This is a genomic window from Glutamicibacter sp. AOP38-B1-38 (assembly GCF_052377485.1).
GTDB lineage: Bacteria > Actinomycetota > Actinomycetes > Actinomycetales > Micrococcaceae > Glutamicibacter.
Window position 1 is genome coordinate 1 of record NZ_JBQSWU010000020.1, and the last position, 22,792, is coordinate 22,792.

The 22,792-nt window shown below is 60.2% G+C and carries 20 protein-coding genes and 3 tRNA genes; 8 read left to right on the top strand and 15 right to left on the bottom strand.

The annotated features are described in order from the left end of the window. The first annotated feature begins 303 nt into the window (after nucleotides 1-303). From ACT3TP_RS12460 to ACT3TP_RS12475, 4 genes are all read left to right on the top strand, one after another. On the top strand, nucleotides 304-2,952 hold the full coding sequence (locus tag ACT3TP_RS12460; RefSeq protein ID WP_444620700.1) for a helix-turn-helix transcriptional regulator: 2,649 nt from the start codon (nucleotides 304-306) through the stop codon (nucleotides 2,950-2,952). 166 nt (nucleotides 2,953-3,118) lie between these two features. After that, nucleotides 3,119-3,355, top strand: coding sequence for a heavy-metal-associated domain-containing protein (locus ACT3TP_RS12465; RefSeq protein WP_188687147.1), 237 nt, complete (start codon nucleotides 3,119-3,121; stop codon nucleotides 3,353-3,355). Between the two features lie 35 nt (nucleotides 3,356-3,390). Beyond that, nucleotides 3,391-5,394, top strand: a complete 2,004-nt coding sequence (locus ACT3TP_RS12470) for a heavy metal translocating P-type ATPase (protein ID WP_444615523.1) — start codon at nucleotides 3,391-3,393, stop codon at nucleotides 5,392-5,394. Between the two features lie 97 nt (nucleotides 5,395-5,491). Then, nucleotides 5,492-6,208, top strand: coding sequence for a Crp/Fnr family transcriptional regulator (locus ACT3TP_RS12475; protein WP_444615520.1), 717 nt, complete (start codon nucleotides 5,492-5,494; stop codon nucleotides 6,206-6,208). Nucleotides 6,209-6,286: 78 nt separating this feature from the next. On the opposite strand, the gene ACT3TP_RS12480 is transcribed toward ACT3TP_RS12475, so the two are convergent. The 9 genes from ACT3TP_RS12480 to ACT3TP_RS12520 form a co-directional block, all read right to left on the bottom strand. Continuing rightward, nucleotides 6,287-7,438, bottom strand: coding sequence for a N(5)-(carboxyethyl)ornithine synthase (locus ACT3TP_RS12480; protein ID WP_444615519.1), 1,152 nt, complete (start codon nucleotides 7,436-7,438; stop codon nucleotides 6,287-6,289). Nucleotides 7,439-7,571: 133 nt separating this feature from the next. Further along, nucleotides 7,572-8,090 carry an isopentenyl-diphosphate Delta-isomerase gene (gene idi, locus ACT3TP_RS12485; protein WP_096288625.1) on the bottom strand — a complete coding sequence of 173 codons (519 nt, stop codon included), beginning with the start codon at nucleotides 8,088-8,090 and terminating at the stop codon, nucleotides 7,572-7,574. A 32-nt stretch (nucleotides 8,091-8,122) separates the two neighbouring features. Continuing rightward, a complete protein-coding gene (locus tag ACT3TP_RS12490) occupies nucleotides 8,123-8,983 on the bottom strand; it encodes a prenyltransferase (protein WP_096288623.1) in 861 nt (286 codons plus the stop codon). Then, the gene (locus tag ACT3TP_RS12495; RefSeq protein WP_444620701.1) at nucleotides 8,980-9,315 is read right to left on the bottom strand and encodes a lycopene cyclase domain-containing protein; all 336 of its coding nucleotides are present in this window, start codon (nucleotides 9,313-9,315) and stop codon (nucleotides 8,980-8,982) included. The genes ACT3TP_RS12490 and ACT3TP_RS12495 overlap by 4 nt, the downstream gene beginning before the upstream one ends. Then, nucleotides 9,305-9,655 carry a lycopene cyclase domain-containing protein gene (locus tag ACT3TP_RS12500; RefSeq protein WP_096288619.1) on the bottom strand — a complete coding sequence of 117 codons (351 nt, stop codon included), beginning with the start codon at nucleotides 9,653-9,655 and terminating at the stop codon, nucleotides 9,305-9,307. The genes ACT3TP_RS12495 and ACT3TP_RS12500 overlap by 11 nt, the downstream gene beginning before the upstream one ends. Beyond that, nucleotides 9,652-11,241 carry a phytoene desaturase family protein gene (gene crtI / locus ACT3TP_RS12505; protein ID WP_096288617.1) on the bottom strand — a complete coding sequence of 530 codons (1,590 nt, stop codon included), beginning with the start codon at nucleotides 11,239-11,241 and terminating at the stop codon, nucleotides 9,652-9,654. Before crtI ends, ACT3TP_RS12500 begins: the two co-directional genes overlap by 4 nt. Beyond that, the gene (locus tag ACT3TP_RS12510) at nucleotides 11,238-12,116 is read right to left on the bottom strand and encodes a phytoene/squalene synthase family protein (RefSeq protein ID WP_096288615.1); all 879 of its coding nucleotides are present in this window, start codon (nucleotides 12,114-12,116) and stop codon (nucleotides 11,238-11,240) included. The genes crtI and ACT3TP_RS12510 overlap by 4 nt, the downstream gene beginning before the upstream one ends. Before the next feature lie 3 nt (nucleotides 12,117-12,119). Beyond that, nucleotides 12,120-13,220: a polyprenyl synthetase family protein gene (locus tag ACT3TP_RS12515; protein ID WP_096288613.1), complete on the bottom strand. Its 1,101-nt coding sequence runs from the start codon at nucleotides 13,218-13,220 to the stop codon at nucleotides 12,120-12,122. Then, nucleotides 13,217-13,684, bottom strand: coding sequence for a MarR family winged helix-turn-helix transcriptional regulator (locus tag ACT3TP_RS12520; RefSeq protein WP_096288611.1), 468 nt, complete (start codon nucleotides 13,682-13,684; stop codon nucleotides 13,217-13,219). The genes ACT3TP_RS12515 and ACT3TP_RS12520 overlap by 4 nt, the downstream gene beginning before the upstream one ends. A 118-nt stretch (nucleotides 13,685-13,802) precedes the next feature. Between ACT3TP_RS12520 and ACT3TP_RS12525 the strand changes: the two genes are divergently transcribed. Beyond that, on the top strand, nucleotides 13,803-14,621 hold the full coding sequence (locus tag ACT3TP_RS12525; RefSeq protein ID WP_096288609.1) for a tryptophan-rich sensory protein: 819 nt from the start codon (nucleotides 13,803-13,805) through the stop codon (nucleotides 14,619-14,621). Next, nucleotides 14,618-16,087, top strand: coding sequence for an SDR family oxidoreductase (locus tag ACT3TP_RS12530; protein WP_444615516.1), 1,470 nt, complete (start codon nucleotides 14,618-14,620; stop codon nucleotides 16,085-16,087). Before ACT3TP_RS12525 ends, ACT3TP_RS12530 begins: the two co-directional genes overlap by 4 nt. Nucleotides 16,088-16,091: 4 nt before the next feature. Here ACT3TP_RS12530 and ACT3TP_RS12535 read toward each other — a convergent pair whose 3' ends face one another. The 6 genes from ACT3TP_RS12535 to ACT3TP_RS12560 form a co-directional block, all read right to left on the bottom strand. Then, a complete protein-coding gene (locus tag ACT3TP_RS12535) occupies nucleotides 16,092-16,661 on the bottom strand; it encodes a MarR family winged helix-turn-helix transcriptional regulator (protein ID WP_255248526.1) in 570 nt (189 codons plus the stop codon). A 184-nt stretch (nucleotides 16,662-16,845) separates the two neighbouring features. Further along, nucleotides 16,846-16,930: transfer RNA gene (locus ACT3TP_RS12540), tRNA-Leu, on the bottom strand. Between the two features lie 89 nt (nucleotides 16,931-17,019). Next, a complete protein-coding gene (gene bcp / locus ACT3TP_RS12545) occupies nucleotides 17,020-17,514 on the bottom strand; it encodes a thioredoxin-dependent thiol peroxidase (RefSeq protein WP_096288605.1) in 495 nt (164 codons plus the stop codon). A 66-nt stretch (nucleotides 17,515-17,580) separates the two neighbouring features. Beyond that, nucleotides 17,581-17,653, bottom strand: a tRNA-Lys gene (locus tag ACT3TP_RS12550). A 434-nt stretch (nucleotides 17,654-18,087) separates the two neighbouring features. Then, entirely contained in the window at nucleotides 18,088-18,873 is a 786-nt protein-coding gene (locus tag ACT3TP_RS12555; protein WP_096288603.1) for a DUF4839 domain-containing protein, read from the bottom strand. 700 nt (nucleotides 18,874-19,573) lie between these two features. After that, nucleotides 19,574-19,646, bottom strand: a tRNA-Lys gene (locus ACT3TP_RS12560). 173 nt (nucleotides 19,647-19,819) lie between these two features. Here ACT3TP_RS12560 and ACT3TP_RS12565 point away from each other — a divergent pair. Both ACT3TP_RS12565 and ACT3TP_RS12570 read left to right on the top strand, forming a co-directional pair. After that, complete coding sequence (locus tag ACT3TP_RS12565; RefSeq protein ID WP_096288600.1) at nucleotides 19,820-20,758, top strand: 2-hydroxyacid dehydrogenase; 939 nt, start codon at nucleotides 19,820-19,822, stop codon at nucleotides 20,756-20,758. A 173-nt stretch (nucleotides 20,759-20,931) separates the two neighbouring features. Further along, nucleotides 20,932-22,773 (top strand): ABC transporter substrate-binding protein, encoded by a 1,842-nt coding sequence (locus ACT3TP_RS12570; protein ID WP_217990426.1) that lies wholly within the window; start codon nucleotides 20,932-20,934, stop codon nucleotides 22,771-22,773. The last annotated feature ends 19 nt before the right edge of the window (nucleotides 22,774-22,792 follow it).

The following is a 22,792-nucleotide window of genomic DNA, read 5'->3' on the forward strand; positions in this document are numbered from 1 at the left end:
CACTGGACGTAAGAATGTATGCCAAGTTTATTTTTGTTGAGAATACATCCAAGATGTGAAAACACATCCGTAAATAGTTTCTGAAACACGACGTGATACTTTTCACCTATTTCCGATGTCAACGTATTGTTGGATTAGTCGGCCATAAGTATGATCGACGAGGTTTCGCTGGGGAGCGTTACCTGCACTCGCAAAGGTTCGTCAGTTCTGGGCCTGATTTACGTACCTTGGGGGTACTCGACTTGTTGATTTTAAATCCGCATTCTGCCACCGGGCGATATCAGTTCTGGCCGGGTCACCCCTATGCGTAACAGGCAAGTGCTTCTAGAAAAGCTAGGAAAATTCACGAAAGGGCACCGTGACAGAGTTGCCATCGTGTCTGGCGGGTCCGGCTTGGGAAAATCCTGGGTACTCGAGCAGATTGGTCAGCGGCTCGATGGGCAACCCCACCGGCTTATCCGTTCTAACAAACATGATTCGGCTTGGCCGCTATCAGGGTTATTCTCTTTTATTTCGGCTATTCCGCTGAAGCTTTCACCAGAGATCTCCGGACTCGTCCCTGATTCCACGGATGCTGAGGTGGACCGTTATCGAATCGCCATAGCCCTGCTTCAAGAACTCACCGAGAAAATTGAACCAGACACGGTATTCCTCATTGACGATTTGGATTTCATGGATCCCGACAGCCAAAGGATCTTAGGATTCCTTGCAAGCCGGCTTCAAGGCAACCGGGTCAGTTTCATCGCAACCACTAATTCGGCCACAGTACCTGAGCCATTCGACGTCTTCCAACGCTTTCCGCTGGAAATGATGGATTCACTGACCCTGAAACAAATCGCCATAGACGAAAGTGTCTTTGAGCTGCAGGAGTCCGTCGCCGAAATTCTCGTTTGCTTTGCTCGAGGAAACCCAGGGACTCTGCTCGAGCACCTGAGTTCCTTGTCGGAGGCACAAAAGTCGAATCAGGAACCGTTGACGCTTCCGTACCATGCACGGATAGAGTCCTCTTCCACACTGCGCGCTCTGGAAGCGCGCTTTACCGCAACGCAGATTACGGCGTTGAAATACATCGCGATTGGCCCAGTGCTGCCATTCGCCGTGGCCATAAAAATTCCTGATGTCACGGAGCATGACGTCAGCGAACTGGTCAACGCCGGTGTCGTGAGATTCAGCCAAGAATTACTCAACCTTCCCAATGCCCTCATGCGCAGCCATTTGTTTTGGGGTCTCGGCTCTATGCAACGCCGCCAGATGCATCTGCTCATTGCCGAAGCCGCAAACTCCATAGAACTCAAGCTATTTCATCAAAGCCGGGCTGACGATTCGCAGATACCCTCACACCAGCTAATCCGAGGTGCCGTCCGCCTAGTTGACGACGGCTTAATCCATGCAGCCATTGAAGTCGTTGAATGGGCCCTAACCCGCCTCGATAGTGAGCATCCAGCTCCCGAAGTCCTTCAATTCATTCAACAACTGGGACGAAGTGGACACTTAGGTATTGCCTGGCGCTATATTAAATATCTTGATGGCTTCAGTCTGGCCCCTGAGCAAAAACTCATGTTGCTGAACCATGAGGTAGAACTACGCGTTATAGAAGGCTCAATCATCCCCACTGCCAGTATCCATAGTGCGGTGGAAGAGCACCACGTCAATAACCTCGCGCTCAGCGCAAACCTCATGAGCATGAGCGCCCTTGCCCTGTGCCTCGATGGAAAGCTTGGCGAAGCACACACAGATTTGCAGCGTGCCCGGGAACTATTTTCTGCAGCTGAATCTGCGCCTAGTCCACGTTTCCAACACGCGCAAGTACTCCATGATTCGTATACCGGACATCAGGCGTCGGTGATGTCCAGCTATCAGTCGGTGATCCAGCGAAAAGCAGCAGACGTTAATGGCATTACATTCCTGACTGTCGCCTCGGCCCTCTCGACGCTCGGCTACCACGAACAGGCGCGCACCGCACTTTTGCCGGTGCTGAACGGGACCAGTACCGAGATCGTCTACCAATCCCTAGGGCTGCTCTACGAAGCCCAATTTGCTATCACTGCCCATGATGTACCGCGGGCATTACGCGCGGTAGAACGCTGGAACGCCTCACCTAGCGTGGACTTGATGCGTCCGCTGCCAAGCATCGTCAACGCGTGGTATTGGATCATGAAAGCCCGTCCCGATCAGGCTGGTCCCATCCTGGATGCCTTGCGGCCATTTGTTATAGGTCAGCTGCCCTCAATCTACTCCACACTCGTCACCGAGCTTCAAGGACTCCAAGCGCTGATGAGCGCCAGGTTTGACGAAGCAATCACGTACTTCCAGCAGGCGCAACTGGCATATGGCGAGATTGTCAGTATCCATTACGTGGAAACCTGTGTGAATCTCATCGAGGCCTTGTCCTGCGCACATCATGACCAGGAAGCGGCCAACGAATTCAGAGCGACGCAATCGTTGATGGCCAGAATAACGGGCAGGCATGCAAAGATGCTGATACTTCGCGCTCAAGCAATCGCATTGCCCGGGGATATTTCTCTTGCTCGTTTCCAAGCTCTCCTTGATACGTGGCAACCTGCCGATGGCCAACTTGAGCTCGCTAGAATCCACCACTGCTTCGGTACCCGGTTGGGAACTGCTGGCCGGCAAGAACAGAGCATCGAGCAGCTTGTCATTGCGCGCACCATCTACCGGAATATTGGGGCCTTAGGCTGGGCGCAACGCGTCGATTCCCAGCTTTCACACGTCACCGAGAGCACCTCGGAGGACACGTATTTCAAAATGCTCTCCGCCGACGAGGCTCAGGTGGTCGCCATGGTTCGCAAAGGCATGACAAATAAGGACATCGCCGAAGAATTGTTCATTACGGTCAGTGCCGTGGAGGCGCGGCTGACGCGGCTATTCCGCAAAACCGGTACGCGTAATCGGCAACAGCTTTCGGCGCATTTCACTGCACGCTCGAACTAACGCACAAGCACATTGGCAGTTGGCGCTTTGCCAGCAAGAACTTCCGCGAATCAGGTACTTGATCCACGTCAAGGACAATATTTCAGCACATAGATACGCTCGGGAGCAATGGTTGGAATCCCCTCCAACTATTGCTCCTTCTCTTTTTTGAGCGAAAGGTTCCACCATGTCCAACACGACTGCAAGCACCCACACCCTGCTCCGTGCCGAAGGCTTCTCCTGCCCCTCATGCGTATCCAAAATCGAGAAACAGGTTGGCCGACTAGAAGGCGTTGAAAAAGTTCAGGTGCACTTCGCCTCGGGCCGCGTTGAGGTAGACCACGACCCAGCCCAAACCTCCGTTGAGCAACTCATTGCCGCTGTGGACAAGGCCGGATATAAGTCCGCGGTCTCGGCCTTCTAATCTCCTGTCGATAATTCAGAAAGGTCGGTGTGCTCGTGAAAGCGCTTGGCAAATTCAGGTACGGAAACTGGTTTATTCCTGTGGTTTCCGGTCTGCTAATTCTTCTCTCCTTCGGTGTTCAGTACCTGTTTGCCGGGCAGTGGAACGCCACGCTGACGCCTCGCTGGTGGTTTGCAGCCACCGAACACTCCCACGAGACGGGCCATGTATTTACCCTGTCCAACGCGTTGATGCTTGCTGGTGGAATCGTGGCCGGCTACAAAATTAGCGTGAACGCGGTACGGGCCCTGCAGGTGAAGTTCATCAGTATTGATCTGTTGGTCTCTATCGCTGCCCTCGGCGCGGTGCTGATTGGGAACTTCTGGGAATCGGCAGCGGTGACCTTCCTTTTCTCCGTAGGCCACGCGTTGGAAGCAGGAACCATGAATAAAACCCGCGCTGCTCTCGCCGAGCTGGTCGCGGTAGTTCCTGATCAAGCCGTCGTCCTGCGCAATGGTGAACAGGTTCAGGTACCTGCCACCGAGGTGAAGATGGGCGAGACGGTACTAGTCAAAAACGGTGCCAAGATCCCCGTGGATGGGCTGGTCATCAGCGGCACCGGGGCGATTGACGAAGCCACCATCACCGGCGAATCCATCCCGGTTGAAAAGTCGGCCGCAGACCAGGTGTTCGCGGGAACTATTTCTCACGGTGGCTTCCTTCAAGTCAAGGCCACCGGCACCGGCGCTGACACCACGTTGGCACGCATCATTCACCGCGTGGAAGAAGCCCAAGATGCCAAGGCTAAAACCCAAACCTTCATTGATCGTTTTTCCAAGTGGTACACCCCGGCCGTAATGCTGCTCGCCCTGCTGGCATGGCTCATCTCTGCAGACGTGGTACTTGGACTGACGTTGCTGGTCATTGGCTGCCCAGGTGCATTAGTGATCTCTATCCCGGTGGCCATTGTGGCAGGTATAGGACGCTCGGCACGGAACGGAATCCTGATCAAGGGTGGCGAATATCTGGAGAATGCCGCAAGGATCACCGCGGTAGCCGTAGATAAGACTGGCACCCTCACCGAGGGGCGCCCTGTGCTCACCGACATCGTGGTGCTCGATCCGAAGATGGATCGTTCAGCAGTGCTTCGCTGGGCCGCCGGCGCCGAGGCAGGATCCGAGCACCCGCTAGCTGCACCGATTTTGGACACCGCCCGTGACGAAGGGGTTTCTCCCACCACTCTAGCCGAAGATGTCACCCCGGTGATTGGCAAAGGAATAGTTGCCCACGTTGAAGGACAACAGGTTCTGGTGGGCAATACCGCGCTCATGGCTCAATATGGAATTACTGAATTGGGTGCTTCGGCAGAAGTTGCTGACGAGCTCTCCGCAGCAGGAAAAACCGCCATGATTATCGCGCTGGAAGACCGTGTCATCGCAGTGATTGCAGTAGCCGACACGATTCGTGCCGAGGCTCCGGCAATGATCCGCGAATTGCACGCCATTGGGGTGAAGAAGGTCGTGATGCTCACCGGAGACTCCCGCAAGGTGGCAGAAGCTATCGCTGCGGCGACGGGAATTGATGAAATCCATGCCTCCTTACTCCCGGAAGACAAACTCGCCGCCGTCGCACAAATGCAGAGCGAAGGTCACGTTGTGGCCATGGTCGGTGACGGGGTCAATGATGCGCCGGCCTTGGCCACCGCGGACATCGGTGTGGCCATGGGTGCTGCCGGTTCGGCGGTCGCAGTGCAAACTGCGGATATCGCGCTCATGGGAGACCGGCTGCTGAAACTTCCGGAAGCAATCTGGCTGGCCCAACGCACAGTACGGATCATGCGACAGAACATCACCATTGCCTTGGGCACGGTGCTGATATTGCTCGCTGGAGTCTTTGCCGGCGGGGTGAGCATGTCGCTGGGAATGCTCGTCCACGAAGGTTCGGTGCTCATTGTCATCCTCAACGCCATGCGGCTGATGCGGGTTCGTCCCACGCAAGTTGCCGTACCTGACCAGGTCGCCACGGGAGAGGATCAAAAGAATAAGGCAGCACTTCGCTAAGCAGCAGAACAACTGCCACAGCCAGATAACTTTGGCGGTGGCAGTTGTGCGTCTTTTCATGGAGGATAAGGGCATAGCTGAGGGTAAGGAAGATCTGATGCACACCAGTATTGCTACGGAGAAATCTGCGGGAGCAAACGAGCTTTGTGTAAGCCGAGTACCGCTATTTCAATCATTGAGCTACGAGCAACAGCTAGAGGTTGCCGGGGTGGCACATGCGATTCATTTGGACCGCGCCGAGGTATTCTACTCTGCTGCCAGCAACAATTCTCAGTTGCTGGTGGTGCATACCGGGCGGGTAAAGATTTCCCGCACGAATTCCAACGGTCACGAACAAATTATCCGGGTTCTGGGTCCGGGAGATTTTTTTGGTGAGTCTGCGTTCCTGACAGGAATCAGTCCAGGGAATGATGCGACTGCGCTGGAGGACGCTCAGTTGTGCGTTTTTCGCCATGCAGACTTAGCCCAGTTGGTACAACGTCATGCAAGCATCGGATTGTGCATGCTTCAAGATGTCAGCCGCCGCTTAGGCGAAACAGAATCTCGTTTGGCTGCGGTGATTTCCGCAGATGTCAGCTCTCGCCTGGCAGATTATTTGCTGTCACTTCCGGCGGTGGCATCCGCTGAGCGAGCATTGGAAGTGGTACTCCCCCTGGCGAAGAAAGACATTGCCTCGCTGTTGGACACCACTCCTGAGTCGATTAGCCGTCAGTTGCGTTCGCTCAGTGAGGCTCGGGTCATCGTTCAAGGACGAGGAAACCGAATCACATTGCTCGATATCGATGCGTTAAGCGAACTGACCAACGCGCTATAGAGCTTCTGCGTACCAACCATAAACGGTCGGTACGCAGAAGACTGACTTAGATCTCACCAATCACAGTCTGGAGAGATCTTAAACTAGCAATTCATGTGGATAGTTCGCCTCACGGTGCTGAAATTCCAAGATGGCCGGATTCTTGATGATGCCGTCCTGAATTTCAATGGCGCTGGCAATGGTCCTATTCTCATTCCAGGCGCCAGGCCCGGCGAGCACCACGTCGAGGAATGGCAGCAATCCATCGCTGATTTCCCAACTGGCCGAGTTCCACAGGTAGGAAGGCGAATGGTCTACCGCGTAATAATTGATGTTCTTTCCCACGCTGAACATGGGATCAGCAAAGGTGGTCGGCTTAGCCCATTCGAAGCCCATCCCCTCATCGCAGGAAACATCAACGATCAGGCTTCCTGGGGCAAAGGCACCTAGTTCTTCGGTACTCAGATACATCAGCGGTGCATTGGGATCCTGCAGCGTGCAGTTGATAACCATATCGTGTTCGGCCAAGAACGGCGCCAAAGGCACCTTGCCGGATTCGGTGGTTACTTCGCCCAGATTAGGACCCTCGTCGTGTTCGAATTGCACCATGTCCACCGCGTGAATGGGCGAGGCCACCGCTGCCACAGCACGCGTGGTCAGCACCTTGATCTCATTGACACCGTGCGCCCGCAAAGCGGTCACCGCGCCGCGAGCGGTCGCGCCGAATCCAATGACCACTGCAGACAGCCGGCGCCCGTAGTCTCCGGTCACCCCGCACAGCTGCATGGAATGAAGTACCGAAGCGTAGCCGGCTAGCTCGTTGTTCTTGTGGAATACATGAAGCCCAAAGCTTCCGTCGGCACCCCAGTGGTTCATCGCTTCGAAGGCGATCAGCGTCAGCTTCTTGTCTACCGCCAGTTGGGTGAGTTTCTGATCCTGGACGCAGTGTGGCCAGCCCCAGAGGATTTGTCCTTCACGCATTTCTTCGAGGTCTGCATGCTGCGGTTTAGGCAGCAGCACGATATCTGCGGTTTTCATGATTTCGCTTCGTGAGGCAATTTTGCCTACCAGCGGTGCGAGTTGTTCGTCATCGATGCCGCAGGCCAGCCCGTATCCGGTTTCCACCATCATTCGCTTGCGGAAGCGCTCTTCGATGCGCTCAAAGTGCATCGGGTGGATCGGTAAACGCCGTTCATCGGTCTTCTGCGAAGTTGCAATGACACCCAGTGACAGGCCATTTGTCGAATCCATGCGTGGTTTTCTCTTTCTGTGTGGGACAGGCCACAACGGACCGCCCCATACAACCCACGGTACAGTGCCCTACCAAACCCCTGGCTTGGCTCGGCGGCAACGCACTGCTCGGGACGCGGGAAAACGCGAGGACTCAGGGATTGGGGCGCGGCGAGAATTCGGCCAGCTGCCAGCCCATCCACGGGCTGAAAGCCCACGGGGTGCCTTGCACGGCGGCTTCCAGCTTGTCCGGCTCGACCCACTGGTAGTCCATAACTTCCTCCGGGTTGGGCGCCAGCTCATTTTCCAGTGTGGCGATGAAGACCGGGCAGCGTTCATTCTCCACAATTCCGCTGGCGTCCACGGCCCGGTAGGCGAACTCCGCGAGCACCACCTGGGGGTCGGCAATTTGCGCACCGAGCTCATGAGCCGCATGCCGGCGCACCGCATCCACCAGTTCCTCGCCCGGCACCGGGTGGCCGCAGAAGGAGTTGGTCCAAACCCCTGGCCAGGTCAGCTTCGACAGGGCGCGGCGGGTCACCAGCAGCTGCCCCTGGGCGTTGAACAGGTAGCAGGAAAAGGCTTGGTGCAGCGCGGTGTTCTCCGTATGCACTAATTCCTTCGGGCACGAACCGATCGGTTCGCCATCCTCGGAAAGCAAGATGACGTCCATAGAATGTTGTACTTCCTTCTCTGCCAATTGGGCTACGCGAACATGGTGGTGTAAATAATCAGCATAGTGAGCAGGAAGCCGCAGAGGTAATTGATCCAGAGGAATCTCTTCCACGCGGCATTCACCGCCGGGGAACTTGCATCGCTCACCGCCAGATGCGGCAGTACGTTGAGCACGTAGGGAACTGCCAGCAGGCCCGCGCCGGCCGCAGGCCAGGACAGGCCCAGCAGCAGCACCGCCCCGGCCAGAAGATAGGCGCACAGCACCAGATACAGCGTGATCCGCGCGCCGAGCACCGTGGCAATGGAGCCCAGCTCCCCGGCGCGGTCCGGGATGATGTCCTGGATGGCGCCCAGGGCATGGCTTGCCATCCCCCAAAGCAAAAACGCGCCGAAGACGCACCACTGGGTCAGGGTCAAGCCGCTGCCGGCCAGCACCCAGCCGTAGACCGCCGGGGACACAAAATGCACCGCGCTGGTCAGCGAGTCCAGCCCCGGGCGTTCCTTGAAGCGCAGCCGCGGTGCGCTGTAGGCCAGCACCATGGCCACGCTGGCCGCCAGCACCGCGTTGGACAGCGCGGTCCCGCCAAGGGCCAACACCGCGATGAACGGAAGCGAAATGATCAGGCAGGCGGAGAGGATCGTGCGGTGCGCATCCCTGGACAGCACCGCGCCCTCCACGCCACCCTTGCGCGGATTGCGCAGGTCCGACTCGTAGTCGAAGACGTCGTTGACCCCGTACATCAGCAGGTTGTACGGGAACAGGAAGAAGAGCGTTCCCAGAACCAGCAGCCAGTCGATGCGCTGCCCGGCAATCAGATAGGCCGCAGCAAAGGGGTAGGCGGTATTCACCCAGGAGATGGGGCGGGAGGTGGCGAGGATTGCGCGGATCATTTGCTGCTCCCCTGGTTTTGATGCTCTGCCGTTGGTTTCCCGCCAAGCAGCCACCACAGGGCGGGCATCAGCAGTACCGCGCACAACGGGTAGAGGAAGTCCTCAAGCGGGGCGCGTCCGATGCGCACGCCCAGCAAGGTCTGCTCGCCATAGTCGAACAGGCCCGCCGCGATCATCACGTTGTCGAAGATCGCGGTGAGCAGCACCATGATCAGCAGTCCCAGCGCCAAGTCCGGAAGCGCTGCGGCCGGCCTGATCCGCCGGTACAGCAGGGCCGCGATCAGGGCGAGGGCGGCGCTGGCCGTAAACCAGAAACCCAATTCAAGAAACATTTCCTGCTCCTTCCCGGGGTGGCCGCGCAGCGGCTTTCGGCCGGCGCAGCAGCGCAACCCCGTTGACCACGATCATTGTCGAATAGCACAGGAAGAACAGGAAGAACACCTCTTCGAGCGGCAGCTGCTCGGCCACCATGATCCCGGTCATCAGCGCCGAGTCCAGGTGCAGGAAGATGCCTTGGGCAATGGCGATCACGTCCCAGAGCAGAAAGAAGACCGTCCCCAGCACCAGGCTGGCCAGCGCGGCCCAGGGCTTGGCGAAAACAAAGAGCTTAAAGCGCGCGTCGAGCAGCCCCATGCAAACGATGAGCCCCAGCAAGATCAGCAGATAGGTCATTGGCCCACTCCGCACACCTGCGCCCACTGGGCTTCGTCGATGGCGCCCGGCGTGCCGATGCCGTTCACCGCTTTGGCGGCCAGCTCCCCGCTGATCAGGCACATCGGCACCCCGATCCCCGGGCGCACCGAACTGCCGGCGAAGTAGAGCCCGGCCACCTTGCTGCTCTGGTTGCCAGGGCGCAGCATCGCGCTTTGCCCCAAGGTGTGGGCCAGGCCGAGGGCGGAACCGCGGAAGGCGCCATATTGCGTGAGGAAATCCGCCGGTCCGATGCTCTGGCGCACCACCACGCGCTCGCGCAGATCCGGGATCCGTGCCCAGGCGGCCAGCTGGTCGATGGCCGCGTCCGCGACCTGCTCGACCATGAAATCCCCTTGCCCGTCGGCTCCCCCACGGCCCCACTCGGGCAGCGCCGGCGCGGGAACGAGGATGAACAGGTTCTCATGTCCTTCCGGGGCCACGCCCGGGTCCGTGGCGCTGGGTTTGCAGACGTAGATGCTCGTCTGCTCGTCAAGTTCGCGTCCTTCGTGGATCCGGGCAAAATTATCATCCCAGTCGCGGGTGAACAGCAGGTTGTGGTGCTCCAGTTCCGGGAGCTGGCCGGAGATGCCCAGGCAGAGCAGCACCGCGCTGGGCCCCGGGTCCTTGGACTTCCAGCTTTTCGCCGGGTGGCTGTGCAATTGAGGGTCCAGCAGCTCGCCTTCCAGGTGGTGCAGATCCGCGGCGCCGATGACGAAGTCCGCTTCGGTGCGCTGCAGATTGCCCGCGGCATCGACCCAGCGCACCGCTTCCACCGCCGGTCCGGGGCGCTTCGCGGTTTCGATCTTCGTCGCCGTGGCGCCCAGGTGCACAGTGGCGCCCCGGGAGATGGCCAGCTGGCCCATGGCGTCGGCGAGGCCCGCGAATCCGCCCATCGGGTATTTCACTCCGTCCACCAGATCCAGGTGGCTCATCAATTGGTACAGGGCCGGGGTGCGCCGCGGGCTGGAGCCGAGGAAAACGGCCGGGTATCCGAGGATCTGGCGCAGCTGCGGATTGGCGAACCGCTTGGCTATGTAGCCGTGCAGGTCGCTGGCCAGCAGCGGGGCCAGGCTCCGCGCATGGCGCGCGAGTCCGGGGTTGAGCAGTCCCCTCAAGGAGCGGAAGTCGTCATAGAGGAAATGCTTCAGCGCCAGCGCGTAGCTGGTGCCGGCCTGGGCCAGGTATTTATCCAGCGCCGCGGCGGATCCGGGCTCCAGCTCCTCGAAGAGCTCCCGGACCGCGTCGCCGGTACCCATGTCCACCGGCGCGGCGCCGTCTTCGAAGAAGGTCCGGTAGCCCACCGGCAGCTCGCGCAGCTCCAGATGCTCTTCCACGCCCGTGCCCATCAAGTTGAACCAATGCTCGAAGACCTCGGGCATCAGATACCACGAGGGTCCGGTGTCAAAGCGGAAACCCTCCCGGTGCAGGCGGCCGGAACGTCCGCCGAGGGTGGGGTGCTGCTCGAGCACGGTCACCTGGTGCCCGCTGGCGGCCAGCAGTCCGGCGCTGGCCAGCCCGGAGAACCCGGCGCCGATCACCACGACGCGGGAGGGAGAAGTGCTCATTTAGTGCTCCAAGAAATAGTGCCGAGCATGGTCCTGGCCGCGATCAGGGCCTTGCGCGGGGTTGAGACGGAGATCCGCCGGGTGAGCAGCTCGCTGGCCGCGGTGCGTTCGAGCTGCCGGTTCAGTTCGGCGAACAGATCGTGTGCCATGCGCACCGCGCGTGCCGCGCCGGGCGGAAGCAGTGAGATGCCGCGCTCGGCGATGGCAAGGTCGGCGTAGATCTCGGCCACCAGCGCGGATTTCTGCGCTTCGGAGAAACCCTGGGCCGGGGTGCCCGGGAAATAGCTGCGTCCCAGCTGCTGGCTGTCTGCGGCCAGATCGCGCAGGAAGTTCACCTTCTGGAAGGCCGCGCCCAGGCTCCGGGCTGCGGCGGTGGCCTCCGGGGTGCGGCTTCGCTGGCTTCCGGGCATGGCGCGGAACACCTGCAGGCACATCAGCCCCACCACCTCGGCCGACCCGTAGATGTACTGCTCCAGGGATTGGGCGTCGTGGGTGCTGCGCAGCAAATCCGCGCGCATGGAGGCGAAGAACGGGCGGGTCAGCTCCGTGCCGATGCCGGTGGCCCGGGCGGTTGCGGAAAATGCGTGCACCAGCAGGTTGGTGCTGTATCCGCTGCCCAGCCCCTGCTCGGTTTCCGCTTCGAGCGCGTCCAGCGCGGCGGCGACCTGCCGGGCATCCAGCCCGGCTTCGCGGGCTACCCCGTCGACCACCTCGTCGGCCAGCCGCACCAGGGCGTAGATGTTGGCGATATGCCTGGCCGTGGCCCGGTCCAGCATTTTGCAGGCCAGCGAGAACGAGGTCGAGTAGGAGCCGATCACCACGCGGGCGCTGCGCTGGGCGGTGTCCGCGTAGCGTTGCAGATCTGTGGGTTCCATGGCTCAGTTTCTCCGGGAGAGGATCAGGGCGGTGCATTCGTGCAGCATGCGCTGCGCGGCGGCAGGCAGGCGCAGGAAGGTGGCCGAACGGGTGGCGGAGGCGCAGAGCTCGTTGGCGAGTTTCCGGGCGAACTGCTCGGCTCCGGATTCTTCCAGGGCGTGGCGCACGGTGGCCATATCACTGTGCCCGGCCCGGTAGGCGGCCAGCAGCGAGCTGAAGCCTTCCTGTTCGCTGGCCAGCGAGGTCAGAATGGTGCTCTTGGCTTCGCGCAGATCCGAATCGTTGGGCTTTCCGGTGGATTCCGGCTTCCCGAAGGTCCCCAGCACGTCGTCGATCACCTGGTAGGCAATGCCCAGCTGGCAGCCCACCTCGCCCAGCCGCGCGGCCTGCTGCGCGCTGGCCCCGGCGAGCAGGGCCCCGGCCTGCAGCGGCAGCTGGAAGGAGTAGGCGGCGGTTTTGAGCTCTTCCATGCGCAACACCTCTCCGGTGGTGGCCGGTGCATCGAGCAGCGAGTAGAGCAGGTCTTCGAGCTCACCGGCCCCGGCCTGGGCGATGGCCTGCGCGAAGGCGTCCTCCACGGCTCCCTCGCAGTCCAGTCCGTGCCCGGCGCGGGCGGCCAGTTTGATGGCCTCTGCCAGCAGCAGGTCCCCGGCGATGACCGCGGCGCTGTTGCCCACGTGCTCGGCATCCGCCGTGCCGCGTCCGGCGGCCAGCGCCTGGTCGCGGTAGTGCGCCGACAGGGTCGGCTGGCCGCGGCGCATGTAGTCGCGGTCGATCACATCGTCATGCATCAGCAAGGCGGTATGCAGCAGCTCGAAGGCGCAGGCCAGATCCTTGGCACGGCCCGGATCCCGGCCGGCGAACGCCTGGTAGCCGAGGAACACCAGCGCCGGGCGGGTGAGTTTTCCGTGTTCCACACTGCGCGCGATCTGCTCCCAGAGCTGCGCGGTGTGCGGGGAATAGGCGCTCGCCCGCGCCGTGGCCCGGTTCAGGATGGTTTCCAGATGCCGGCGGATTTCGGCCAGCGTCCGGGCATCGGCAAAGCCGGGCAATCCGGGGTCTTTACTGGATGGTGCCGTGTGTGAGGTGGCGTGGATGGTCATGGCCCTTTGCTCCATAGGTGGGTTTCGGTGTCGGATTCCAACGCTTGGCAGGCATCATGCAGGAAGCCAAGCACCGTGTGCTGTTGCTGCTCGTCCAGTTCCCGGAAGGCCCGGTAGATTCCGCGCAGGCTTCCCGCGGCTTGCTCCGGGAGGCCGGGAAAGTTCTCTCCATGCAAGATCATCTTCTTGCGCCGGTCCTGGGGATGGTCCTCGCGGCGGATGTAGCCATGGGCCTCGAGCCGGTCCAGCACGGAGGTGATTCCCGCCGTGGACACCGCGAGCTTGGCGCCAAGCTGTCCGGGACCGAGCTGCCGGTTGACTCCCAGCGCGTTCAACGCGCGCAGATCCGTGTCGTTCAGGCCCAGTTCCCTGCGGTATTCGTCCTCGGCCGCCGCGTAGGCATGCTGGAATTGGCGCATGAGACGCAGCACGCTAGAAGACCTGGGGTCCGCAGTGGTAGCCATGAAGAACTTCTCTCGCTAGGTTGATTATTAGCTTCGCTAGATACATCATGGTTTAAGTATCTTCATTTGTCGACTCCAGTTTCAAGATTTTTGCCCCACCAACCGCGAGGAGCGGATCATGAAAGAACCACAACGCAGCGCATCGCTGGCCTCCTGGCCTACGGTGATCCTGGAAATCGCCGCCCTGGGCGCGGCGATCACGGCGGCCTTCATCGGCAGCGGCGCCCTGGGCGGCACCTCCATCCAAGATGCCGCCGGCGGCTACCTCGGTGCCGACTCGACCTTGCTGTCCCCGTCCGGGCCGGCGTTCTCCATCTGGAGCTTCATCTATCTGGGACTTGCGGTGTTCGCCGTCTACCAGGCTTTGCCCGCCGGGCGGCGCTCGGAAACCCTGAGGGCGCTGCGCCTGCCGGTGGCGGCCTCCGCGCTGCTGAATGCGGCCTGGATCGCGGTGGTGCAATTCGACCTGCTGGCGCTGAGCGCCGTGGTGATCTTCGCGCTGCTGCTGGTGCTGCTCTGGATCCTGGTCCGGCTGGTGCGCTTCCCCAGCAGCACGCGGGCCGAGCACTGGATCATGTGGCTGACCTTCGGCGTCTACCTGGGCTGGGTGAACGTGGCCAGCATTGCCAATGTCTCGGCATTGCTCTCCTCCTGGGGCGTGGGAGAAGACGCCGCGTGGGCTCGGGTGGCGGCGCTGGCCCTGCTGGTGGTTGCCGCACTCATCGCGGTGGCGGTCTGCTGGTACTGTGCAGGAAAGCTCTACACGGCGCTGGCCATGGCTTGGGGCATCGCCTGGATTGGGCATAGCCGGCTCACCGGGACCAATGAATCCGAACTGGTCGGCTACGGCGCGCTGGCGATTGCGGTCCTGCTGCTGCTCAGCGCGGGAGGAATCGCACTGCGCTTGGGCACCCGAGAGAAATCGAGGCAATCATGAGCACCATTGCGGTCACCGGCGCGACCGGCTACATCGGCGGGCGGCTGGTTCCGCTGCTGCTCGAACGCGGGCACCGGGTGCGGGTGTTCACGCGCAGCGCCGAACGGCTGCGCGACGTCCCGTGGCGCGAGCAGGTGGAGGTCATCACCGGAACCTTGGAGGACGGCTCGGCGGTCGCCCGGCTCTGCGCCGGAGCGGACGTGGTCTATTACCTGGTGCATTCGATGTCCAGCACGAAGAATTTCATGGCCGCCGAGGAGCGCTGCGCGCAAAGCATGCTGAAAGCTGCCACCGAGGCGTCGGTGGGACAGCTGGTCTACTTCTCCGGGCTGCACCCCGAGGGCGAACTCAGCGACCATCTGGCCTCCCGGGCCAAGGTGGGGCGGATCCTCGGATCCGGCCCGGTCCCCTTGCTCACCTTGCAGGCGGGACTGGTGATCGGTTCGGGATCTGCGAGCTTCGAAATGATCCGGCATTTGAGCGATGTGCTGCCGGTGATGCCCGCGCCGCGCTGGGTGCTGAACCAGGTCCAGCCCATCGCGGTGCGCGACGCCCTGCATTATCTGGCGCGCTGCGCGGAACTACCGGCCGGAAGCGCCGGGACCTATGACATTGGCGGCCCGCTTGCCTACAGCTACGCCGAATTGATGCGCAGCTACGCCGTCCAGGCGGGACTGCGCAAGCCGTGGGTGATACCGCTTCCGCTGCTGACTCCGCGGCTGGCCTCGCATTGGGTTAATCTGGTCACTCCGCTGCCCCATACCCTCGCCGGCGCGCTGGTTGATTCGCTGCAGCACGACTGCCTGGTGCGCAACCGGGAAATCGATGAGCTGATTGACCGCCCCGACGGCGGGCTGACGGACTATCCGCGCGCGGTCGCGCTGGCCTTGGAGAAGATCCGCACCGACTCGGTGGACACCAATTGGGCGACGGCGCACCCCGTGTCGGCCCCCGCGGACCCGCTGCCTTCGGACCCCGAGTGGGCCGGGCACCGGGTCTATGTCGATGAGCGGTCCCAGGACAGCACGGCAAGCGCCGCCGGGCTGTTCACGGTGCTCGGCCGCATCGGCGGAGAGTCCGGCTACTTCTCCTTCCCGCTGCTCTGGAAGGCCCGCGGGCTGCTGGACAAGCTGGCCGGCGGGGTGGGCCTGCGCCGCGGACGGCGGCAACGCGAAAAGCTGGCGCTCGGAGATGTGGTGGACTGGTGGCGGGTCGAAGCCCTGGAACCGGGCCAGCTGCTGCGCCTACGCGCCGAAATGCGGGTGCCCGGACGGGCCTGGCTGGAATTCCGGCTCAGCGACCAGGAGGCCGGAAAGGTGCGGCTGACCCAACGGGCCATCTTCTTCCCGCGCGGTCTCGCCGGAAGGCTTTACTGGTGGTCCGTGTACCCGTTCCATGGCCTGATCTTCTCTTCGATGCTGCGCAGCATCATCACGCACGCCGAAAACGAGAGCACCCCGGCCTAAGGAGCTACCGGCCGGGCTCTGGTGCTTCGGGGTCGACCCCGTAGAGGCTGTCCTGCAGGGCCTCGGAGGTGCCGGCGAGGAAGCGGATCACCACATCGCGCTCTGCGGGGCTCAACCCCAGCGCCACGTCGAATCGCTTGGCGTGGTGGCGGCCCAGCTGCTCGCGGGCGGCCAGATGCGTTTCCTCGCTGACCTCCACCTGCCAGGAACGCCGATCGGTGGGATGGGCCTTGCGCACCACATGCCCTCCGGCCACGAGCCGGTCGATCATCTTGGTCACCGAGGCGGTGGTGACCCCCAAATGGCGGGCAAGCAAACCAGGGGTCACCGCTTGCCCGGCATGCTTGGCGGAAATGAGCTGGCGAATGGCGCGCATATCCGTTTCGTTGAGCTTCATGAAGCTCTGCGCGCTGTGCATGATGCGCCGCTCCACCGCACGCAGCCGTCCCAGTTCCGCCATGATGCGCTCGATCTGAGCGAGGTCCTGTGCGGGGATGCCAGCGCGGGGGATGAGCGCTTGCTCCGGATCCGACTGGGCAAAGCTATACATCATGGGCAGCTTTTCGCGCTCCACATTCCACCCCTTGAATAATCACCTACAGCGATCCCGATCGCGGGATAACTCTTCCAAAGCTTACTCCCCCGGCCTGCGGCAATAAGCAGGATCCGGGCTGTTGCACCGCTCCGCACGCCAGCGGCCACCTTGCAGGATGCACAAAACCTCCCGAACTTTGCCAGTTCGGGAGGTTTCGTTTGGTTGGTGCGAGTAGAGAGACTTGAACTCTCACGTCCGAAGACACTGGAACCTAAATCCAGCGCGTCTACCAATTCCGCCATACTCGCTCGCGCTACACCTGACTTGAAGTCCGGTAACTCGACCTCAACTAGTCTAGCGGAATAATTCGCAGATATAAAATCGGCGAACCATGGTTCTACTTGGGATCAATCCCCAAGTCACGACGCAGCTTTGCAACGTGACCGGTGGCACGAACGTTGTACTGCGCCAGGGAAACCAGACCCTGCTCGTCGACCACAACGGTCGAGCGAATCAGCCCCTCGTAGGTGCGGCCATAGTTCTTCTTTTCACCCCAGGCGCCATAGGCTTCGGCGACGGCATGGTCCTCATCGGCCAGCAGCGGGAAGTTGAGCTCTTCCTTGGCGGCGAACTTTGCCAGCTTGGTGACCCCATCCGGGGAGATTCCGAGAACTTCGTAGCCCAGAGCCTTCAGGGACTGGATCGAGTCGCGGAAATCGCAGGCCTGCTTGGTGCAGCCTGGCGTGGAGGCCGCCGGGTAGAAGTACACGATGGCTTTCTTGCCGCGGAGGCTGGACAAGGTCACTTCATTGCCCTCGGCGTCGCTCAACGTGAAGTCTGGCGCCTGATCCCCCGCAGCCAAGCGAGTTGGCGTAGTGGCTTCATTGCTCATTCGTAGAACCCCTTTTCCGTGGATATACAAAAAATCCGACCTGATAGTTCAGGTCGGATCTCATTGTGCGCCCCTCGGGACTTGAACCCGAAACCTACTGATTAAGAGTCAGTTGCTCTGCCAATTGAGCTAGAGGCGCTTACTTCGCTCTGACTAGTCCGTTTCCGGTTCATGTCGTTGCGACGTAGATAATCATAGGCAGAAGGCACCCAAAAAGGAAAATCGACTGCCCGCACCCTTGGAACCCTACAAACACCTAGTCAGATAGGACTTACCGGATCCCCTGGGGTCGCAGGGCAGGAAATTCGTTAAAATTTCCTGCGTGGTTTGAACCACATTCTGAATCGTCCTGCGGGAACTTATGAATTAATTCCACGAGATCTAGTGTTTAGTCATCTGCAGGCTCGGACCAAGCAAATAGCCCATGCTGAAGAAACTGATTCCTCGACTCTGAGAAATTATGGGTTCCAAAAGTGCAACGGATTCGAGAAGGGGAATATTTATCGGATTACACGCGCAAGATGAGGCCGCGGAAGAATCCAGCAAGGACAGTTCCGCAGAAAGGCTGGCGGCTCATCTAAAGCTAGTTTCGATTGGTTCCAGTTGGAACAGAAGACTATCCGGGCTATATTTTCCGACCCTGGCAACTACATGGATGTTGTCTCGGATGCCAATAGTGCCTGTGGGGCTCTCATTGGTGTAGTGCAGGTCGTTAGTGGTATTGACATCACGAAATTGGAAGCTTGGGCCAGGCGACCGGTTTTCATCAAAGTTCCCGGCAGCGATCAAGATGTCATACCGAGTTTTGTAGTTACCATGTTGCGCGAGAGCCCAAACGCTGGCATCGAATTCAATCAACTGGTCCTTGTACTTCGCTGCGAACTTTTCAACCACAGGACCGGAATCGCTCCCAGCCAGAAGCTCAGCTAAGTCTTTGCTGTTGTCCACGGTCAAGATTTCTTCTGCGGGTGCTGCACTTGGAACTTCGGTCAGCAACGAATCACCGGACGGCAGCTCTGCGTCTATCACTTCCGCGGTCGCATCGATTATTGGTTCTTCATTTGATTGCTCCGATTCACGAGCAACTGGCGCAATTGGTTCTTGTTCATTTCCACTTTCGAGAACGGCCATGACACCAATAAAAATAAATAACGCGGCCATACTTCCGCCAAGAACTACCATCGCTCGTCTAGACAACTTGCGCTTTGGGCGACGGAAGGTAATTTGAGTTTGGAGTCGTCCGCGCTTTTCCTCTACGAGTTCCCACCCTTCACTTGTCCACTTCGAAATCGCCCTGGACTCCGCGCCTCGGATCGTTTTCACGATTTTAGAGTGGTAATCAATTTCCGATTCAGACATTTCGCCCCCATAGGTACTAACTCTGCACTTCTCCAACTGCCGTGATTCTAACTGTGAGCTTCAACTATTCGTTATTTATGAGGATAAATACGCAGAAACATTCCGTAGCCACCAGAAGCAAACGCGGGTTCGGCTCGTACTTCCACTTTCTCCGTCTTTTTGGCGACAGCTCCTTCACCTACTCTTACTGACCGATGCGGTGCCCGTTCAGCGGGTTCGACTTCGCGGTGACCTTCCATCCATGCCAAGATTCCACCTTTCAGGAACAGCGCGGCAACGCACACGCCAAGTATCACTTAGGCGTGCTTCGGGAGCTTCTGCCTGGGCCGACGCAAGGTAATTATCGTTAACAGCAGCCAGTGCCATTACCTCGGCTACTTCCCAGCCTCTTTTTGTCCAGTTTGAAATGGTGATGGATTCTGTGCCTCGAAATTCCCGCAGGACATTGATTTGGTATTCACGTTCTGGCTCGGGCATGGCGCTCCCCCATAGTCGTGGTCCGCTGTTCATTCCTCTCTGCCATGAGCCAAACGATGAACGGCTAACGAGCGTTGAGGCTGGGGCAAATGAGGGGACGATCAAAGTCGGCCGTGAGAGAAGAAATCCGACCCGAGGTTTACGGCCCGCATTTCAGGGCTAGGTGCCGAAGTTTGATCCGGGTACGCAAAAAGGCCGGACCGAAGTCCGACCTTTCTCACTGTGCGCCCCTCGGGACTTGAACCCGAAACCTACTGATTAAGAGTCAGTTGCTCTGCCAATTGAGCTAGAGGCGCCCGCTGCGATGTTCTAGAAGCTTTTTATGCTTCGCGCTTTCGCAACGAGATAAAACTTTACCAGCTTTCGGCGAGAGTGCAAAACGAGAGGGGCCCTCCGGCCGGTGACCTTCGTTACAGCAGATGACTTGGGGTTATTTCCATAGGCATCTCCTGCTTTATACAGTGAACCCATGAACAGCCAACGCACGGTTTCCTTTCCCACTCAAGAACTCCTCAACGCTGTCGGCGAGCTGCCACGCAACCTCAAGCCAGTTATTTGGGACTTGGTCAACGAGCCATCCACGAACCTGGAGGAGATCGACATAGCGATCTTCCCTTATATGGCTTCACCGCACAGCCTGCGCAACATCGATCGGGCGCCAAACGTCAGCCACGTTCAAACGCAGACCACCGGCTACGACGGACTGGTTGATCTCGTTGGCGACCGGGCAAGCATCACCACGGCCGCCGGGGTGCACGCCGCAGCCACCGCAGAGATGGCACTAGGGCTGGCCATCGCATCACTGCGGGGCTTCCCACAGGCGGTACGCGACCAGCGCGAAGGGGCGTGGAACCCCATGCAGTGGCCCGGCTTGGCCGATCGCACGGTGGGCCTAGTAGGCGTCGGCGGCATTGGCGAGGAGATCCGCAAACGCTTGGATCCCTTCGAGGTGAACCTGCTGCGCTTCGGTTCCCGCGCCCGCACCGACGCGCACGGCCAGGTGCTCTCCATTGACCAGCTCTCCGCACACGCCGGTGAAATCGAGGTGCTGATTCTGATTGTTCCGCTGAATGACTCCACGCACCATCTGGTGGATGCCCAGCTGCTCGCCAAACTTCCCGACGGAGCACTGGTGGTCAACGTGGCCCGCGGTCCAGTGGTGGACACCGATGCGCTGGTCGCCGAAGTTTCCTCCGGCCGGCTGTCGGTGGCCTCGGATGTTTTCGAACCAGAGCCGCTGCCGGCGGACCACCCGCTGTGGCAATGCCCGAACGCGTTGATCTTGCCGCATAACGGCGGAAACACCGGCGCCTTCTTCCCGCGGATGGTGCGCCTGCTCAAAAAGCAGCTCCCGGCCTGGTCCGAAGGCGAACTTGGCCAGAACGCTGTGCATCAGATCACTAGTTAATGCTTTTTAGCTAACAATTTGATTCCACTTAGCGGCACCCCGAGAGTTACTGGGGGTGCCGCTAGCGGCGTGCGCTATCTTTGATAAATACCCAAACCGTTTACCGCCGCGAAAGCCGCCGGTTCACCGCGGCTGGGAACCGAAAGCAATCAAGAGGAAGTCGAGCCACAACCGTGCCTTCGAAGCAACAACATCTCGTGACGCGACGCTTGCTGCTCACTGGATCGCTCGCTGCGACAACACTGGCGTTGGCTTCCTGCACCTCTAAGAACGGTGAAGGCGTAGCCTCCGCCAGCCCGTCGGCAAGTGAACCTGCAATTCCGCGTACCCTGCGTCTGGCAGCTTCCGCTCCCCCGGTGTCGTTGGATCCCGCATTGGCCAATGACAACGAATCCTTCCGCATCACCCGCCAGATCTACGAGACGCTGATCTCCATCGATGCGAATACCGGCAGCCCCATTGCCGGCCTCGCCGAATCATGGACCGAGAGCGAAGACGGGCTGCGCTATACCTTCGCGCTGCGGCGCGGGGTGCGCTTCCACGACGGCAGCGAATTCAATGCCGCAGCCGTCGTGGCGAACTTCAACCGCTGGGTCAAGCTGCCCAAGGATCTGCAGCTGCGCTCCAGCCAGGGCTTCATGCACGTCTTCCACCACGAAAAAGACATTCCCAAGCTGCCTACCGAGGCGGAGCTGAAGCTCAAGCTGGACCAGGGCACCACGGTCACCGAGGAGCAGAAGGCGGCCGAGACCCAGCGCCTGGCCGAGCTGGAGAAGCTCAAGGCCATTTACGCTCAGGACCTATTCACCGGAAAATCCCTCGGCGGCAGCGCAAGCTATTTCGCCGGAGTCGAGGCCACGGAGCCATACGTTCTCACCTTGAAGCTGCGTCGACGCCGTGCCGGGCTCATCGAATCGCTCACCCTGCCGGGTATGGCGATCGCCGCACCGGATTCCCTCGCCGGGGGCCCAAAAAGCAACCCGAGCCAAGCGCTGCTCACCGCGCCTTCCGGCACCGGCCCCTACAAGTTCGTATCCAACGACGAGGGCACCGTGAATCTGGAGCTTTTCGCCGACTATTGGGACAAATCAAAGCTCAGCAACAACCCGAACCATCCAGAAGTAGTGGTGGTTTCCCCGGTCCCCTCCCCCTACAACCGCGAAAGCGCGCTGATGGCGGAGGAAATCGACGGCTTCGACATGGTTTCGGTCGATATCATGCGTACCTTGGTGCGCAACGCGAAAGTCGTCGTGCAGCGCGACCCGTTCTCGGTGCTGTATCTCGGACTGGATCACCGCAACGAATGGCTGGCCAAACCCGAATTCCGCATGGCCATCACCCACGCGGTCAACCGTGGACGGTTGGCCGACAACCTCTTCCTGCAGGGTTCCAAATCCGCGCAGAGCATCCTGCCGCCGGCCTTCGGCGTCCCGGATCCGGAGGGCACGCTGAACCACAGCTCCGATAAGGCCAAGCAGCTGCTGGCGGACATCGACTACAAGGGCGAAATCATCGAGTTCGCCTACCCGCTGCGGGTCTCGCGAAACTACCTTCCGCTGCCCGAGCGCACCTTCGCCCAATTGGCCGAAGACCTGGCTGCGGTAGGCATCCGGATCAAGCCACGCCCCATTGCGTGGACCGACGGATATGTGGATACGGTGCGTTCGGAGGAATTCAACGGGATGCACCTCTTGGGCTTCTCCGGTGGCTATCGCCTGGAAGATGACTTCATCTCCGGAATTCTCGACGCCAAGGAGCATGAGTTCGGATACACCTCCAAGTTACTTGACTCACAGGCCTTGGCTGCCCGCTCCTTGCCTCCTGGCGAGGAACGCACGGCGGCCATGACTGCCATTTTGGCCACGCTGAACACCGATCTACCGCTGGTCCCACTGGTATTTCCGATTTCCGCCTTGGCCTTCAACCCGAACGTCACCTACTACCCTTCCTCGCCCATGCTCAATGAGAGCTATCTGGACGTGCAGATGACTAACTCACCTGCACTTTCCAGTTAACGATTTTTAACCGGTGGTC

Coding starts and splice junctions, on each gene's coding strand:
- ACT3TP_RS12460 (WP_444620700.1), top strand. CDS start 304: ATGCGTAACAGGCAAGTGCTTCTAGAAAAGCTAGGAAAATTCACGAAA.
- ACT3TP_RS12465 (WP_188687147.1), top strand. CDS start 3,119: ATGTCCAACACGACTGCAAGCACCCACACCCTGCTCCGTGCCGAAGGC.
- ACT3TP_RS12475 (WP_444615520.1), top strand. CDS start 5,492: ATGCACACCAGTATTGCTACGGAGAAATCTGCGGGAGCAAACGAGCTT.
- ACT3TP_RS12480 (WP_444615519.1), bottom strand. CDS start 7,438: ATGGATTCGACAAATGGCCTGTCACTGGGTGTCATTGCAACTTCGCAG.
- idi (WP_096288625.1), bottom strand. CDS start 8,090: ATGGACGTCATCTTGCTTTCCGAGGATGGCGAACCGATCGGTTCGTGC.
- ACT3TP_RS12490 (WP_096288623.1), bottom strand. CDS start 8,983: ATGATCCGCGCAATCCTCGCCACCTCCCGCCCCATCTCCTGGGTGAAT.
- ACT3TP_RS12495 (WP_444620701.1), bottom strand. CDS start 9,315: ATGTTTCTTGAATTGGGTTTCTGGTTTACGGCCAGCGCCGCCCTCGCC.
- ACT3TP_RS12500 (WP_096288619.1), bottom strand. CDS start 9,655: ATGACCTATCTGCTGATCTTGCTGGGGCTCATCGTTTGCATGGGGCTG.
- crtI (WP_096288617.1), bottom strand. CDS start 11,241: ATGAGCACTTCTCCCTCCCGCGTCGTGGTGATCGGCGCCGGGTTCTCC.
- ACT3TP_RS12510 (WP_096288615.1), bottom strand. CDS start 12,116: ATGGAACCCACAGATCTGCAACGCTACGCGGACACCGCCCAGCGCAGC.
- ACT3TP_RS12515 (WP_096288613.1), bottom strand. CDS start 13,220: ATGACCATCCACGCCACCTCACACACGGCACCATCCAGTAAAGACCCC.
- ACT3TP_RS12520 (WP_096288611.1), bottom strand. CDS start 13,684: ATGGCTACCACTGCGGACCCCAGGTCTTCTAGCGTGCTGCGTCTCATG.
- ACT3TP_RS12525 (WP_096288609.1), top strand. CDS start 13,803: ATGAAAGAACCACAACGCAGCGCATCGCTGGCCTCCTGGCCTACGGTG.
- ACT3TP_RS12530 (WP_444615516.1), top strand. CDS start 14,618: ATGAGCACCATTGCGGTCACCGGCGCGACCGGCTACATCGGCGGGCGG.
- bcp (WP_096288605.1), bottom strand. CDS start 17,514: ATGAGCAATGAAGCCACTACGCCAACTCGCTTGGCTGCGGGGGATCAG.
- ACT3TP_RS12555 (WP_096288603.1), bottom strand. CDS start 18,873: ATGTCTGAATCGGAAATTGATTACCACTCTAAAATCGTGAAAACGATC.
- ACT3TP_RS12565 (WP_096288600.1), top strand. CDS start 19,820: ATGAACAGCCAACGCACGGTTTCCTTTCCCACTCAAGAACTCCTCAAC.